At 46.8% G+C, this 15,151-nt stretch carries 14 protein-coding genes and 1 tRNA gene; 5 read left to right on the forward strand and 10 right to left on the reverse strand.

The annotated features are described in order from the left end of the window. Window positions 1–12: 12 nt before the first annotated feature. The 4 genes from EYS13_RS12850 to EYS13_RS12865 form a co-directional block, all read right to left on the reverse strand. The gene (locus EYS13_RS12850; RefSeq protein ID WP_227763410.1) at window positions 13–3,333 is read right to left on the reverse strand and encodes a helicase-related protein; all 3,321 of its coding nucleotides are present in this window, start codon (window positions 3,331–3,333) and stop codon (window positions 13–15) included. Window positions 3,334–3,385: 52 nt separating this feature from the next. After that, entirely contained in the window at window positions 3,386–3,550 is a 165-nt protein-coding gene (locus tag EYS13_RS12855; RefSeq protein ID WP_227767932.1) for an AbrB/MazE/SpoVT family DNA-binding domain-containing protein, read from the reverse strand. Between the two features lie 256 nt (window positions 3,551–3,806). Then, entirely contained in the window at window positions 3,807–4,034 is a 228-nt protein-coding gene (locus EYS13_RS12860; RefSeq protein ID WP_227763412.1) for a hypothetical protein, read from the reverse strand. 510 nt (window positions 4,035–4,544) lie between these two features. Continuing rightward, window positions 4,545–4,736: a hypothetical protein gene (locus EYS13_RS12865; protein WP_227763414.1), complete on the reverse strand. Its 192-nt coding sequence runs from the start codon at window positions 4,734–4,736 to the stop codon at window positions 4,545–4,547. Window positions 4,737–5,417: 681 nt separating this feature from the next. Between EYS13_RS12865 and EYS13_RS12870 the strand changes: the two genes are divergently transcribed. The 4 genes from EYS13_RS12870 to EYS13_RS12885 all read left to right on the forward strand — a co-directional run bounded on the left by EYS13_RS12870 (window position 5,418) and on the right by EYS13_RS12885 (window position 8,201). Beyond that, the gene (locus tag EYS13_RS12870; RefSeq protein ID WP_013821654.1) at window positions 5,418–5,708 is read left to right on the forward strand and encodes a UPF0175 family protein; all 291 of its coding nucleotides are present in this window, start codon (window positions 5,418–5,420) and stop codon (window positions 5,706–5,708) included. Beyond that, window positions 5,692–6,174, forward strand: a complete 483-nt coding sequence (locus tag EYS13_RS12875) for a PIN domain-containing protein (protein WP_227763416.1) — start codon at window positions 5,692–5,694, stop codon at window positions 6,172–6,174. The genes EYS13_RS12870 and EYS13_RS12875 overlap by 17 nt, the downstream gene beginning before the upstream one ends. 518 nt (window positions 6,175–6,692) lie before the next feature. Further along, window positions 6,693–6,914, forward strand: a complete 222-nt coding sequence (locus tag EYS13_RS12880) for a helix-turn-helix domain-containing protein (protein ID WP_227763418.1) — start codon at window positions 6,693–6,695, stop codon at window positions 6,912–6,914. Window positions 6,915–7,004: 90 nt separating this feature from the next. Next, complete coding sequence (locus EYS13_RS12885; protein ID WP_227763421.1) at window positions 7,005–8,201, forward strand: site-specific integrase; 1,197 nt, start codon at window positions 7,005–7,007, stop codon at window positions 8,199–8,201. 241 nt (window positions 8,202–8,442) lie between these two features. Here EYS13_RS12885 and EYS13_RS12890 read toward each other — a convergent pair whose 3' ends face one another. After that, entirely contained in the window at window positions 8,443–8,913 is a 471-nt protein-coding gene (locus EYS13_RS12890) for an HAD family hydrolase (RefSeq protein WP_227763422.1), read from the reverse strand. Window positions 8,914–9,087: 174 nt separating this feature from the next. Between EYS13_RS12890 and EYS13_RS12895 the strand changes: the two genes are divergently transcribed. Continuing rightward, complete coding sequence (locus tag EYS13_RS12895; protein ID WP_227763424.1) at window positions 9,088–9,414, forward strand: type II toxin-antitoxin system prevent-host-death family antitoxin; 327 nt, start codon at window positions 9,088–9,090, stop codon at window positions 9,412–9,414. Between the two features lie 563 nt (window positions 9,415–9,977). Here EYS13_RS12895 and EYS13_RS12900 read toward each other — a convergent pair. The 5 genes from EYS13_RS12900 to EYS13_RS12920 form a co-directional block, all read right to left on the reverse strand. Next, window positions 9,978–10,074: transfer RNA gene (locus EYS13_RS12900), tRNA-Sec, on the reverse strand. Between the two features lie 126 nt (window positions 10,075–10,200). Next, the gene (gene selB, locus EYS13_RS12905) at window positions 10,201–12,105 is read right to left on the reverse strand and encodes a selenocysteine-specific translation elongation factor (protein ID WP_227763430.1); all 1,905 of its coding nucleotides are present in this window, start codon (window positions 12,103–12,105) and stop codon (window positions 10,201–10,203) included. 1 nt (window position 12,106) lies between these two features. Further along, a complete protein-coding gene (selA, locus tag EYS13_RS12910; protein ID WP_227763432.1) occupies window positions 12,107–13,516 on the reverse strand; it encodes an L-seryl-tRNA(Sec) selenium transferase in 1,410 nt (469 codons plus the stop codon). Between the two features lie 247 nt (window positions 13,517–13,763). Then, window positions 13,764–14,426, reverse strand: a complete 663-nt coding sequence (locus EYS13_RS12915) for a CBS and ACT domain-containing protein (RefSeq protein WP_227763434.1) — start codon at window positions 14,424–14,426, stop codon at window positions 13,764–13,766. A 20-nt stretch (window positions 14,427–14,446) separates the two neighbouring features. Continuing rightward, window positions 14,447–15,151, reverse strand: a complete 705-nt coding sequence (locus tag EYS13_RS12920) for an ABC transporter ATP-binding protein (RefSeq protein ID WP_227763436.1) — start codon at window positions 15,149–15,151, stop codon at window positions 14,447–14,449.

Raw genomic sequence — 15,151 nt, forward strand, 5'->3', positions numbered from 1 at the left:
GTACCGGCTAGCTTAAGCTCTCCTGGCTGCCGGCCGCCAGTTCCTGACCACATAACGTACGATTTCCACCTGCTCATCGGGTTTCAAACAGGCTGCCGGGTTCTGGATCAGGTAGAGCTGCGGGTTAGCTGCCGCCTGCTCCACCACGTACAGCCAGTACTCCTCTCCCAGGCGGTTGGCCATCACCCACTCGTTGGGAGTCAGGGCGATGGCGCCGGTCCTTGCCCGGGCCTTAACCTCGATATAGCGGTAATTGCCCTCCCTGTCGACGGAGCGGATATCATAACCCAGGGCCTGAGCGGACACGTCTTCCGGCTGCCGGCCCTGTTCCTGCTCAAATTTCATGGCCAGGTCCATGCCCACCTGCTCAATAGCCGCATCACTGGCCATTTCATCCGATAGAGTGCTCCCCGGCACCACCCGGACTATGGCAAGTAGAGCCGGCTCAGATGGATAGAGACTTGTCTCGACGCGAATGTCTTCTAAAAGCCGTTCCTTTTTTCGCTCCAAGTCTTCCCGTTTCCGTTGTTCCTGGATCATAGTTACATCCGGAATTTTCTCGCCTTTAAGCCTCCTTATTTCATAGTCGGCCAACTTGGCTTCCGATTCGAGGATTAGCGATTCGATAGACCTTAGTCCGTATTTTTCTTTGAGGGCTGCATCCCGCCGCCTCTGCTCGAGCAGTTCCTCCCTGTAAGACAGTAGCTGCTGCTCCAAAGCGAAAGCAATAACATCGTCCTGCGATACAGGCATAACCTCCGCTCCCAAATCATGAGAACCACTTTTACCCGGTTTAAGGTCCCAGATAAGCGAAGGACTAACATCAACCAGCCGGCCATCGGCACCCTGATAAATGCAAAACAGCTTGCGGCCGGCTATATCACCTCTTCCGTCTTTTATCTCTCCGGTCATAAACCAGAGCAGCCCGTTCTTTTTGCCGTCAGGATCGACAAATATGGCGCCGCGGGAAGCATCCTGCCGGTATTTCTTAAATACGGTCTCCAAAACCGCCTCCATCAATGGATGGCCAATAGAGACAAATTCGGCTTCCCCTTCAGATGCCTTCTCTTTATCAAAGGATATCTTCAGGTACTCCCGCTGTACTTCACCGTATTTAATCTTGAACTCATAAGGCTGGTTGCGCACTTCAAAGGGAACCGAGGCTACCCGCCAAAATCCGTCCTGACGCTTTTCTATTTTGAATTCAAGTTTTTGGGCGGCCCGAAGGAAAAACTTTTCGATATACTCCGGTACCAAACGGTTCTCCCGGGCAATGCGCTGCTCCCCGATGATGCGGGAAAGATCGATGTGACGCGTAGCCAGCGCTTCCAGGGTTGCCTCCCTGACCCTTTGGATGGCCTCGGCATCAGGGATCCGTTCCATCTCGGACAGAATATCTTCCATAGTCCGGCGGTTAGCAATAGCTTCCAGGATAAGGTCTTTCAGGCTGGTCCCTGGCAGGATGTCGCCAATGACATCAAAGACCCGGTCGGATCCCAGGTGTTCTTTCATGCGGTTCAGTTTCTCAAAAAGCTTTTCTAAAATCTTTCCCTCCCGGGTATCCACTGCCACCAGGTTGTAAATATGGACTTCGTTCCGTTGCCCGTAGCGGTGAACGCGTCCCATCCTCTGCTCCAGGCGGTTGGGGTTCCAGGGGATGTCATAATTAACCATCAACCAGCAAAATTGAAGATTTATGCCTTCACCGGCCGCTTCCGTAGCCACCATGACCTGGGCCCTGTTCTTGAATTCGTGTTCCGCCCTGATACGGGCATCCATGCCCATCCCACCGTGAATAGTGGTGATGTAATATCCCCATTTCTTGCCGATCTTCTCTGCTAGGTACTCCAGTGTATCCCTGGATTCGGTAAAAATCAGGATCTTAGCACCGGTTTCTTTGACCCTCTCATTTTCGATGACTTCCCTGAGTCGGTTAAGCTTGGTTTCGATCTCTTGCTTTTCGACCTCTCTAGCCAGCAGAACAAGTTCCTTCAACTTATCGATTTCAACCTTCAGTTCATCCAGCGTTTCTGCAGAAGTCAGTTTTTCCAAAAGCTCTTCTTCTTTCTGCCACCGCTGGTTCTCTTCCAGGTCTTCCAAATAATCCTCCGTATAACCGACTTCCTGAAGCAACTGCCCCTTTTTATACAGCTCTTCCAGACGACTGCACCGGCGCTCTAAAGATTTGCGTGCCGCTCTGACGCTAGAGGCTAACCTCCGCTGCAGGATGGTCAACGCGAAGGCAACATTGCGTTTCTCCTTCTGCAGAGCCTTATTGAAGTGTTGCTCCACATAGTCGGTGACTGCGTTATAAAGCATCTTTTCGGCATCACTCAGCCGGTATTTCACTGTCTCTACCTGGCGGGGAGGGAAAAGGGGATTATTGTCAAACCCTTTAAGGTCTTCTTTAAGCCGCCTTAAAAAAAGCGGGTTATCCTGATTTTGAATCGAGGCGGCCAGCATTTCTGTACTGGCAAAAAAGCCAGGCTGCAGAAGGTCCAAAAACAGGCGGAAGTTTTCCGGATCTCCGCGATGGGGTGTGGCAGTAAGAAAGAGGAGATATTTAGTAATCTGGGAAATGAGCTCGCCGAACTGGTAGCGGACGGTTTTGCTGATTTTTTCCCCGTATTTATAGGCGGACATCTTATGGGCTTCGTCCACAATGACCAGATCCCAAGAGGAATCCTTTAGAGCAAACATAACGTCATCCTGTTTGGCAAAATCCAGGGAAGTTATGATTTGATGGCGCTCAGTCCATACGTTTTGGCCCCAGCTGGCGTTCATTACACCTCGGTCGACAATTATAAAACTCTCCTGAAAGCGCTCTTTCATCTCGCGTAACCATTGTTCCTTTAGATGCCCGGGCACGATAATAAGGACTCGATTAACCAGACCTCTGTATTTCAACTCTTTCAATAATAGCCCGGCCATTATAGTCTTGCCGGCACCGGGATCGTCGGCCAGCAGGAAACGAATACTGGGATTCTTGAGAATGTGATGGTAGACGGCTTCGATTTGGTGCGGCAAAGGGTCAACCTGCGAAACGCTCACGCCGTATAGCGGGTCAAACTGGAAGGCATTACGGATTCGCATACCTTCCAAGTAAAGAAATACATGCTCGGCTTCACCTGAGAGCACTAGATGGTGTTCAGAAGATTTGACAATAGTTGCTAGCTCATCAGGGCCCAGGATGGGATCATAATATCTCCTGGAATTAACACCGACAGCCTCGATTTTGACCATCTTCGAACCTATATCTCTAACAGCCACCACTTTAACCGGTTCGGGAAAAATTGGGCCACTTACTATATCACCAATTTCAAGAGTCACCATGCCGGTCACCTGCCTCGTATATACCACAACATTATCTTTTTATTGTCTAGTCTCATTGGACGTGAAACCCATCTTTTTCACTGGCGGGAATAATTATCGCCTTCTCCAGGACGACCTTCCCATCGTCTTCGATTCTAAGAAGAACCCGGTCGCCCTCTTCTATTTCAAGAGCAGTCCGTATTTCTTTTGGCAACGTCATTTGACCTTTCGGTCCCATTTTGGGTGTAAAAATTTTCTTCTGGACCAAGAAAACCACCTGCCAGGAAGTATGGAAAACTGGATATGAGGATTTATTCGGCAAGAAAACATGAAAATCCTGCCAATTGAAAAGAAAACCCTGCAAAATCTATTTATACTCATGCATTTAACCCTTTCTTCATCCTATCTGGCTCATGGCTACAAACTCCATTGGCTAAAAATTTAACAGCCGGTTTTCGCAGCAAAACCGGCTGTTTTCATCCTAATCTATGTAATCAGATTAGGCCCTTTATAATTCCGGCAGCGATACTCCAGCGTTCGCCAGTCGCCTTTTTCTCGACAACCACGTGCGTCTCGGGAAAAAGAGAGCATACTCCTACGACCTCAATAATTCCGCCGTCTCTATCGAGATAAGTTTTACCTACCAAATTTCTGTTATTGGGCAAGGGCTTTCCGGTTTTAATATCAATTTCCACCCAATTTACGAACTTGCGCTCAGTCATCAGCGTTCCTCCACAAGGTAAAAATCAGGACAAATCCTTTTGCTTTCCGACTATCAGTTTTTCGTCCCAATAGCTCGCGCCTCCAATAGACTGACATCATACAGCGCACGGCGTGAGTCCCACGCCGCCAAGGGTAATTTGCTATAATTTCCGATATTCAACGATATTTTCGTTTTACCATCGCTAGTTTTATGTTTTGATAGAATAAGTTGTCATAGCTTAGATTTACTCGATATTGCTTATAAAATAACTGTCAGGTAATTGATTTGCAAAGCGGTGCCTTAGAAAATATTTTCTATCAGGTGTTCTGGGGAATCCCGTTCATGGATAAGCACGCGCTTTCATGCGGTGTGACACAGCCCGATCCCTTGGCTCTCCAAGGCTGTTCGGCGCTTGTGTGACACAACAACTGTCTTTTGCAAAATTAGTGTGACACGTCTTTATCCTTTGCTCCGCAAGGGAACTCCGGCCTTTCTGTGACACACGGTTTTTGATGGAAATTCTTCCTGATCAGGGGTGCCTTGAGCCTCTGCTTACGGTTTCTTCGATTATGCTCAGCTGTCTATCGATTTCAATGAGCATTTCCTGGATGGTCCGCCAGCGAACCGGGTGCAGTCGAATTTCGCCCAGCCGGGCCTCAAGGTTAACAAACCTCTCTTTAAGACCCTGGCACAGGGTTAATGATTTTTGAATTGCCTCCATGATTTTTCACCTCGCTTTAAGTTAAATTATAGCTGCCAATTGCTTGCTTACAAGATCAGCGGAATGCCGGACACATCAGCGCGTGTCAAGTAACGATGGTGCTTTGCACGGCTATTTCCGATGCAATCCGGTTCGCAAATCAGCCGGATCTCAGTCAAAATGAACGCCAGTTCTATGGTTCGATAGAATAAGTTGCAATAGCTTAGACTTGCTCAATCTAGCTTAGAAATAATAAGGAAAATAAAAAATCATCCTAAGGGGAACCCATAGAAAATAATTTCTATGGTGTGTTACCTCTCTTCAATTTTTGTCCCTTTAATACGGGAAAATGATACGTAAAATTTTTTAATATGCTACTCCAATAGGCTGAAATTATTTCTATTCCGGTCAAACTTTGGGCGGGGCGCCACCGTGCCGTCTGCCCTGACGTCCCGCGTTTTCCTGCCGTTTGCCGAATGAGGCGGTGCTGCGAAAAGTGCGGCCTTCATGTTCAGTATTTCTCACGGATTTTCACCCCTTCCAAGGACAGCTCTCGTCACGTAAGCTCCTGGACTTCCTCCGCGGTTACAGATTTTTTCAAGGTGACAATACCACAGATGGATTATAATAAATATAAAGTTGAGGACGTGTATCTCTTATGGTATGATTTTACTAAAGTTGGTATTACCGGGAGGCGAGAAAATGCCTGACCAAACTATAAGGATTGATCTCGAGTTGCCAAAAGAACTGTTCATCAAAGGCCGGGAATCGGCTCAACGGGTAAAAATGGAGGCCTTGAAGAGGCTGGCGGCAACCTTTTACGCAGATGGGAGTTTATCCCTGGGCAAGGCGGCGGAACTGGCCAACGTTTCCAAACAGGAATTCCTCGATTTCTTGGCCGCACATAACATTCCTCTCAACTATGATCTCGACGAGCTAGAGGAAGACTTGGCGACCGTTAAGGAGTTTTTGCAAAATGAAAGTGGTCTCTAACTCGACACCACTTATTGCTTTAGCCCGGATTAAGCAAGTAAACCTCCTGCATGCCGTATTTGGACGAATTATTATTCCTCAAGGTGTATACAATGAAGTGGTACTACAGGGAACTGAACTTCCCGGTGTGAAAGAAATCAGAGAAGCTACCTGGATCGAGACCCTCCAAGTACAAAACGTTCTGGCGGTTTCCTTACTTAGAACCGACCTTGATCGGGGAGAAGCGGAAGCCATCGTTTTAGCCAAGGAAGTTAAGGCGGATTATCTTTTAGTTGATGAGAAAAAAGCCCGACGTATCGCCAGAAACTCGGGCTTAAGGATTATGGGTACCTTAGGCGTTGTGGCGCTTGGTGTAAAAAAGGGGTTATTGCCTGCTATTGACCCAATCCTCGATAGCCTGGAACAGAATGGGTTCCGCTTTAGCGAAAGGGTAAGAACAAAAATTAAGGAAGAAATTAGGAAATAAACTGACAGCGGAAACTTATACCAGACCCTTCACCAGTAAGGTGAAGGGGTTTTTGTTGTCTCCGCCTTGCCGTCTCAACGATCTAAGGCTTAAGAATGGTAATTATTTCTCCCAAGATCGTCCATGGCCGCTTTGAGCAATTAATGAAAAGGTGCAGTTTTTTTGCTTGATAGTTTGGAATTGCTCGGAGATACCGGTAAACTTAGAGATGGAAGGGTTTTTGCCCGGCCTTCGGGCCTTAATAGGAGGTGGGGGCCATGTCACCCGGCATTTAACCCATGGACCGGGGTGACGATATCCATGACAGCAAAACGTCCGGCATTGCGGATTGCAATCTTTCGGCCGCGCTTTAACTTTTTTAACCCCCTACGCCGCTCGAAAACTGCTGGGATAGAATATTTCTAAAAAGTCAAGCTTTCAAGTGAAATATGCTTAAAAGTCCCGTTTTCTTTTGTTTCAAATGAAAGTTTTACACCAACTTGATACTCTTTTCTTAATAGGATAACGAGGAAAGGAGCGTGAAAATCGTGCTTGAACTTAAAAAGCAAAAAAGCATTATGGCAGAAAATTTACCGTTAGTATTAATCGTTCAAGAAGTTGCCCGTTACTTGCGAATAGGAAAAAGTCTCGCCTACGAACTAACTAAACGCAAGGACTTTCCCGCGCTTCGGATAGGTCGCACTGTTCGAGTGCATAGAGACGCTTTTTTGCTCTGGCTGGAGGAAAACCTCAAAAAGTAAAAAAAATAGAAGGCATTCTCCCCGATCAACAAGAAATATATATTGTTTTGGCCGGGGAGCCCCGGAAGGGGAGTAAGTGTAAACAAGAAAATGGGAGGGAGTATAGAAAAAAGAGGAAAAAATACCTGGCGAATCAGGTATGAACTGCCGCGAGACCCCAAGACCGGCAAGCGGCGTCAGGGGTCCAAAACCGTTCATGGAACGAAAAAAGACGCTGAAAAAGTTCTTAGAGACATACTTACTCAAATTGACCAGGGAACGCATATTGAGCCTTCTGATTTGCCTTTAGAGAAATTTCTCAATCAGTGGCTCCAAATGCACCGCGCCAACATTCGAGATAAAACTTTCTATCGCTACGAAAGCATAATCAGAAATCATATCAATCCAACGCTGGGGAAAATACCTCTCAGTAAACTAACACCATATCATATTCAGTGTCTATACACTGAAAAACTAGCGGGAAACAGGTCAGACGGGGAAAAAGGCAGTTTAAGCAAGGCCTCAGTGCGTTACATTCACAGCGTTCTCCATAAGGCACTGGAAACTGCTGTAAATCTGGACATGATTTCACGAAATCCGGCGGATAAAGTTCATCCGCCGTCGCCGGAAGACATTGAAATTACCCCGCTGATGGAAGAGCAAATAGCACGTTTCTTAGACGCAGCCAAAGGAAACCGTTTTGAGGCGCTGTTCATCACGGTCCTGGGAACCGGCTTGAGAAGAGGAGAAGTGTTGGGCTTACGGTGGGAGGATATTGACCTTCAGAACGGACTTTTGACAGTCCAGAGGACGCTTGAAACGGCAAAAGGGAAGCTCCAATTCGTTCCACCAAAAACTAAAACCTCTAAGCGAACAATTTCACTGCCGCCATCCGTCGTTGAAGCACTAAAAAAACACCGCATACAACAAATGCAGCATAAACTCCGCCTGGGACCGCTGTATGAGGACCAAGGGCTGGTATTCCCCAGCGAAACGGGTACACCTTTTAACCCCGACAACCTGGACCGCTACTTTAAACCAATCCTTAAAAAAGCAGGGCTGCCGGACATCCGCTTTCATGACTTAAGACACACCCACGCAACCCTGCTTATAAAGCGCGGTGAAGACATAAAGATGGTGAGCCAGCGTTTGAGCCACAGCGACGTAGCTTTTACAATCAGGGTTTATCACCACGTAATGCCCAATGTCGAACGCGAGGCCATGCTCCGCTTCGACGAAGTGCTCCAAGGAAGCGGGCAAAAAAAAATAGGACAGGATATGTCCCTGTCCGCTCCTTGCGGCTCGTGACCAAACGGTGACCCAAAACCATTTCCTTCCAAGTTAGTCACCGCTCCGCGTCTCGAAAGCCGCACCATTATTAGCTTTCCTGGAGCTGATGGAGGGATTCGAACCCTCGACCTGCGCATTACGAGTTTGAAGGTCATGTTGATTTTTCCGGTTCTTTAGTATTGCCAAAAGAAGCAGTCGAAATCCTGGGATTAGGCGCCCTTTTATCTTAATGACGCTTAAAAAATAAAGTGACTTTTCACTATTCTCTTAATGTGGCAACAAGCCTTTTGGGATATAAAAGCAAATCCAAACCATCGTTAATATCCTTCACCAAAACATCTGCCTGCTGCAATGCTTTTACAGCTGCCCCCTCTGGACCTAAAACTATAATTCCCAGAGCCGCCTTGGCAAGCATTAGGCCATCATTGCTGCCATTTCCAATAGCCACAACATTCCCGCTTCCCAACGAGATTACGAACTCCTCTTTTTCCCTTGCACCTAAAGGCTTTTTAAGTATTTTTATTTCTGCCTTTATCCCACTGCATTGCTCCCGGCATTTGCCAAAAGTATCTGCGGTAATAATGTAAACAGACAACTGTTCAGCCAGTAAATTAAGTTTTTCTTTAACGCCAGGCAACACATTGCCGTCACAAGCCAGGGTTCCGTTATAATCCAGGACTAAATGCTTTAATTGCAGTTCCCCTTTGCCAGGAATATCAACTTTAATCATCTTCTTTCCTCTCCTTATAAGCACTCTTAAATTTAAAATTAACATAACAGTTCATGCATTAATGAGCAAGGGGGATATTGTGGTAAAGTTTGAACAGGAAATTTTGTTGCACGTTAATAATTATGATAGAATTATGATATACTATATATAATTAGTGCAGTAAGGAGTGATTTGATGTACAAAATAATCCCCAGTACAAACTTGAGAAATAAATATAACCAGATTTCAGAGTTGGCTAGAAAAGAACAAAAACCGATTGTTCTTACAAAAAACGGAGAGGGAGACCTGGTTGTAATGAGCATCGAGCTTTTTGAAAAAAAGGAACTGGAGTATGAGGAGAAAGAGATGGAGCTTGAGTTTTATAAACAGCTTTTTGAAGACGAGAAAGATATTGAAGAAGGCAAGTTTTTCACAGGCGATCAAGTCTCTCAAATGCTTTCCAAATTTATCAAAGAAGATTTGCCTGAAGTAAGGGAAAAAATTAGAAAACAGTATTCTTAAGATAGTTGGGAGCAAGGGACGGTATGTATAAGGTTATAGTAGGGATAAGGGCGACGTCACAGATTCAGCGAGAACTCTTTTTTTGGGCAAACAAAAGTGAAGGTTACGCCAACCGAATAGCTATTGAAATAGACGAACTTATTAATTATGTATTAGTTAATAACCCCCATCGGGGAAGTAATTCGTTAAAGAAACCAGGTTATAAACTTTTGTACCCTGGGGATGGGGATTTTAAACTAGTTTATAAAATTAGTGAAAAAAATAAAATTATTACTGTAACTCATTTCTTTCATTCAAGCAGAAAGATGTCAAACTACATTTAACTTTTCAATGCTGTCAAGCCGCCACTGCCTCTGACCGGGCAATATGTAACAGCCATTGCAAGCCCAAAACATCTGCTCCACAAAAAACCCCTTTCACGTTTTTTGCATAGTGATAAGGGTTAAATCCAGTTAAGTATTTATCAATTAATTAGCTTTATTGGACTAGGGCGCTTTGCACTTGCTAATTTAGCAAAGTGAAGTTTTAACCTAATCCGTAAAAGCCTTGGTATTACTAAAGTTTGGCGGGAATGGGTGCGAATCGAACACACCAGACGCAAGGTCATTACGTCCCACTGGATTTGAAGTCCAGGCGGGCCACCAGGCCCAATCCACTCCCATGCTGGTAACACAGATGATATTGTACCATAATGATTAATCATTGTCCACTGAACGCTTAGATTCTAATTTTTTTACAAGGAAACAGCGTGACAACCTAATAATCTTGCCACGCTGTTATAAAATGCTAAAATAATATTCTCTTATCCTGAACCCGCTTGGTGAATTTAATTTGGTCGAAATACTCCAGAAGCGGCAAAACATATTTACGTGAACTATTGAGCAGATCCCTTACCTCACCCAGCTGGACGGAGCCATGCTCTTTGATATAGGAGGCTATCAAATCTTTTGCTTCTTCAAGAGCAACTCTATGAAAATAGAGTTCCTCATTAATTTTATAGAGGATACCCTTCCAGAGCAGGTATCTTAGCAGTTCGCCGGCTGTTTCCTCATTTAACTTCAGCCGACCGGTCAGCTCGCTCCACTCAGCCGGCTGAAACTTGTTGTCCAGGAAATGCCGCTCAATTTGGGAGAGCAGTCTTTGCTCCGCTTCATCCGGAGTTGGAGTGAAGCTTTGTAGTGCTATATAGTTCCCGTCCACTCGAAGGAAACCCGTCTCAGTCCAAGTCTGCAGCAGAGCATTAAAGAGCTTAGCTCCCCATTGGCTAAATTTGCGGGAGCGCAGTTCCTCCTTTGGCAAACCGGGCCGAAGCGGATGCCGCTGATGATACTCACCTAACATCTGTCTAACCTGCTCCACAATGTCCTCATAGCGCAGGCGGGCCGCTAACCAGCAGCTGCCCTCGGCAGCAATCTCCGTAACTTTTTGCGCCGCTTTGAGCGCTTCCGCTGTTTCATCGACTGAGGGCAGCGGCAAATTAGTCTTTTCAGCCAGTGCTTCACGTGTCAAAAATGCAGGTTCGCCTGCATTTAAAGCTTCCAAAATCAATTCCTCAGGTGTTCCCTGCAGCTTTGTGGCCAGCATATCCAGGACCTGCCGGTTGAACCTTTTGTGTCTTTCAGCTTTTGGCTCAATAATTACCCCGCCGCCTATAGTATGCATGGGAGAATAAGATCTGATTACAAATCTGTCCCCTTTGGCGGAAACCAGTACATTTTCCAACTGCAGTTGAACGAATGCGGTCTCGCCGGGCTGCAGCTTTTCACGGTCCAGAAGCACTACCCGCCCCAAGACCTCGCTGGTCCCTACATGAACCCGAACCCGGTCCCTGTTTTCCAGTTCCGTTGCATGCTGTAACAAATGCAGTTCAGCATCAATTCTATGGGAGGGGAAAAGGGCCCCTGGTGATACCACCACGCTTCCCCGCGCGATCTCCGAAACCTCTATTCCCGCCAGATTAATTGCCACCCGCTGCCCTGCCAGGGCTTCTTCTACCTGCTGGCCATGTACTTGTAGAGAGCGCACCCTTGTCTGCAGACCTTCGGGGAGAATTTGCAAAGTCTCTCCCAGTTTAACTTTGCCTGACCAGAGAGTGCCTGTTACTACGGTGCCAAAGCCGGTAATGGAAAAAACGCGGTCTATAGGCAGCCTTACCTTGCCTGCCAAGGATTTAGGTGGTGTTTTTGCTACCATTTCCTGCAGCAGGGATTTAAGTTCAGGAATCCCGTGTCCGGTTAGCGCTGAAACTGCAATCATTGGTGCTTCTTCCAGTACCGTACCTCTCACCGCCTCCCGGACTTCTTCCCGTACCAGTTCCAGCCAATCCGCATCTACCAAATCCGATTTGGTGATAACAATTATGCCCTTTTTAATTTGCAACAAATCAATAATATCCAGATGCTCCTGGGTTTGGGGCATCACACCTTCGTCAGCAGCTACAACCAGCATGACCAAATCCATGCCGCCCACACCGGCCAGCATCTGTTTGATAAATTTTTCGTGGCCGGGAACATCAACCAGCCCTACCCGCTGGCCATTGGAAAACTGCAGCGGAGCAAAGCCCAGTTCTATTGAAATGCCCCGTTCCCTTTCTTCTTTTAAACGGTCGGTATTAATACCTGTCAGTGCTTTTACCAGCTCAGTTTTTCCATGGTCAACGTGTCCTGCGGTCCCTACAATTACGTAATCCATGTTACCCCTCCTGCACTGACTTAAAAGCTTGACTGCACGCCTCGACCAGAAGTTCTTCTTCGCCGGGGAGGATTGTCCTGACATCCAGGATGATCTTTCCCTGAGCAATTCTGACCAGCACAGCCGGCTCCCCTTGTCTCAATTTTTCGGCAACCTTATCCTCCGAAATAGCTTCTGAATGTAGGGTAACCAGGTAAGTGGGGATATCGGTGGTGGGAAGCGAGCCGCCGCCGGCCTGGGAGTAACCTTGTTCCACTGCTACTTCCACGCCCGGAAGCTCTTTTTGAAGCAGTTTTTTCATTTTTTCTGCTTCTTTCTTCAACTGCTCAGCAGGCGTAGTCAGCATGCGCAGCGTAGGATTATCCTGCAGTACCCGGTCGGAATCCAAATACTCCCTTAAGGTTGCTTCCAAAGCGGACATGGTTAATTTATCTACTCTCAGGGCCCTGGTTAACGGATTTTTTTTCATTAATGAAACATATTCTTTCCGTCCTACAATAATGCCGGCCTGTGGTCCGCCCAAAAGTTTATCGCCGCTAAAAGTAACTACATCAACACCCTGGCGGACCAGTTCCTGGACGTTAGGTTCCCCTGTGATTCCATAGCTCTCCAAGTTAACCAAAAAGCCACTGCCTAAATCCTCAACCACGGGAATACCTCTTTCCTTCCCCAAAGCTACTAACTCGGCAGTGGAAGTTTCGTGGGTAAAACCTATTACCCGGTAATTGCTGGTGTGCACTTTTAAAAGTACTGCAGTATTTTCAGTGATGGCACTTGCGTAATCCTTCAAGTAAGTTTTATTGGTGGTCCCGACTTCAACCAGTTGGGCACCGCTGGCAGCCATCACTTCAGGCACCCGGAAAGAACCGCCGATCTCCACCAATTGCCCACGGGAAACAATTACTTCTTTCCCTTTGGCTAAGGTACCGAGCGTGAGCAATACAGCAGCCGCGTTATTGTTCACCACCAGTGCGTCTTCACAGCCGGTAAGCACCTTTAGCAGGTCCACCACATGGCTGTAGCGGGAGCCTCGTTCACCTGTGGCCAGATCCAGCTCCAAATTGTTATAGCTGCCGGCTACCCTGTTGATGGCCTCTTTAGCTTTAGCGCTCAGCACCGCCCGGCCAAGGTTAGTATGCAGAATGATACCTGTAGCGTTAAGCACAGGCCGCAAATTATATTTTTCTTTCTGACGGGCTATAAAGAGGGTTCTGGCAATCACCTGGGCCTTAAGCCCGTCATGCCCAACGGGTTGACCTGCTAAAATTTGTTTGCGAATTTCCCCTATGGCTTCCCTGATGCAATTTACTATTATGGACCTGCCGCTTTTCGCCATAGCCGCCTGTATTTCATCGGCCTGCAGCACTTCATCCACAGCAGGGAGACCCCGCAGTAATTCCTTTGCCTGCAAGCATATTCACCTCAGTCCTCTTTTTGGGTATTTCTTTATAGAAGTTGTTAGTTATTGGTTGATGGTTTTCATTACCTATTATAACCCTTTTAAGAATATATCGCAGTAGCCAAAGAATATTTTGTGTCAAATAAGCATAAAAGTAAAGCCGGCCAATGCCGGACTCCAACAAACTTATATTTAGCTTCCAGTAAAAGCTGCAAACTGATGGCTGACAGCTGATAGCTAAAAACAACTGCATGCATACCTAATTGGGTTGAAACTCCTGGTAATTGACCACCGAATGAATACTGTAACCATGCTGCTTCAACACTTCCACAATGGGCGCCACGTCGGCAGTATTCAGTCGGATCACCACCAGGGTCTTATCCCCGCCGTTTCTGAAAACGGCCACCCGCAAGATATTAGCGCCGTAGTCCCGGATCACTTCGGTTACATCGGCCAGCACGCCTGGCTTATCCTCCACCTCAATAGTAATCCTGGTACCGGCATCCCGGACACCCAAAAGATCGATAAATGCGTCAAAAATATTAGTTTCAGTAATGATGCCTACCAGCTTACCATCCTCCATGACCGGCAGGGCGCCTATTTTATGCTCCCGCATCAGTAACGCCGCTTCTTCCAAAAATGCATCGGGATGAATAGTAATCACTGTCTGGTTCTTAGGCAAAACATCGCCAATTTTCATTTTTGCCAACAAATAATTGATCTCAAAAACACTGAGAGAAGTGGCCGGAGACGGAGACACCTCACTTAAATCCCGGTCGGTCACAATTCCGATTAATTTGCCATTTTCCATTACGGGTAAGCGACGCACACTGCTCCGGCGCATCAAATCCAATGCTTCCGCAATGGTAGTTTGGCGGGTAATTGTAATTGGGTTTTCAGTCATCCGCGTGCGTACGTACAACTTCATTCCTCCTCCCAGACTTACCCTCCCAGGTAAGCTTTTTTAATTTGCTCGCTCTCGGCAAGCTCCTTTGCCGGACCCGACGCTACAATCCGCCCTGTTTCCAGGACATAGGCGCGGTTGGCAATGGATAAGGCCATATGTGCATTTTGTTCTACTAAAAGTATAGTAGTTCCTGCTTCATTTATTTCCTTGATAATCGAAAAAATTTCTTTTACCAAAATCGGAGCCAAGCCCATAGAGGGCTCATCCAACAACAAGAGCTTTGGGCGCGACATCAACGCCCTGCCCATGGCCAGCATCTGCTGCTCACCGCCGCTCAAGGTACCTGCCCGTTGACCAATTCTTTCTTTCAGCCGTGGAAATTTGGCAAATACCTTGTCCAGCGTATCCTTAATCCCGGCTTTATCGGTGCGCAGGTAAGCACCGAGCTCCAGGTTCTCCAGCACAGTCAGGTTAGCAAAAACCCTTCTGCCTTCAGGGACTTGTGAAATGCCTTTTTTCACGATCTCCTGTGCCGGTGCGGAAGTTATTTTTTGCCCCTCAAAAAAGATTTCGCCTTTTTTGGGCCGGATTAACCCGGAAATAGTTTTGAGAGTAGTGCTTTTTCCTGCTCCGTTTGCGCCAATCAGGGTTACTATCTCTCCCGAATTCACCTCCAGGGATAGTCCTTTTAAAGCGTGGATGGCCCCATAATAAACATCTACATTTTCAATCTTTAACAT

It is taken from the genome of Zhaonella formicivorans, from assembly GCF_004353525.1.
GTDB lineage: Bacteria > Bacillota > DUOV01 > DUOV01 > Zhaonellaceae > Zhaonella > Zhaonella formicivorans.

Bases quoted from the DNA above. Each gene is read 5' to 3' on its own strand.
- EYS13_RS12850 (WP_227763410.1), bottom strand. From the start codon at position 3,333: ATGGTGACTCTTGAAATTGGTGATATAGTAAGTGGCCCAATTTTTCCC.
- EYS13_RS12855 (WP_227767932.1), bottom strand. From the start codon at position 3,550: ATGGGACCGAAAGGTCAAATGACGTTGCCAAAAGAAATACGGACTGCT.
- EYS13_RS12860 (WP_227763412.1), bottom strand. From the start codon at position 4,034: ATGACTGAGCGCAAGTTCGTAAATTGGGTGGAAATTGATATTAAAACC.
- EYS13_RS12865 (WP_227763414.1), bottom strand. From the start codon at position 4,736: ATGGAGGCAATTCAAAAATCATTAACCCTGTGCCAGGGTCTTAAAGAG.
- EYS13_RS12870 (WP_013821654.1), top strand. From the start codon at position 5,418: ATGCCTGACCAAACTATAAGGATTGATCTCGAGTTGCCAAAAGAACTG.
- EYS13_RS12875 (WP_227763416.1), top strand. From the start codon at position 5,692: ATGAAAGTGGTCTCTAACTCGACACCACTTATTGCTTTAGCCCGGATT.
- EYS13_RS12885 (WP_227763421.1), top strand. From the start codon at position 7,005: ATGGGAGGGAGTATAGAAAAAAGAGGAAAAAATACCTGGCGAATCAGG.
- EYS13_RS12890 (WP_227763422.1), bottom strand. From the start codon at position 8,913: ATGATTAAAGTTGATATTCCTGGCAAAGGGGAACTGCAATTAAAGCAT.
- EYS13_RS12895 (WP_227763424.1), top strand. From the start codon at position 9,088: ATGTACAAAATAATCCCCAGTACAAACTTGAGAAATAAATATAACCAG.
- selB (WP_227763430.1), bottom strand. From the start codon at position 12,105: ATGGATTACGTAATTGTAGGGACCGCAGGACACGTTGACCATGGAAAA.
- EYS13_RS12920 (WP_227763436.1), bottom strand. From the start codon at position 15,151: ATGTTAAAGATTGAAAATGTAGATGTTTATTATGGGGCCATCCACGCT.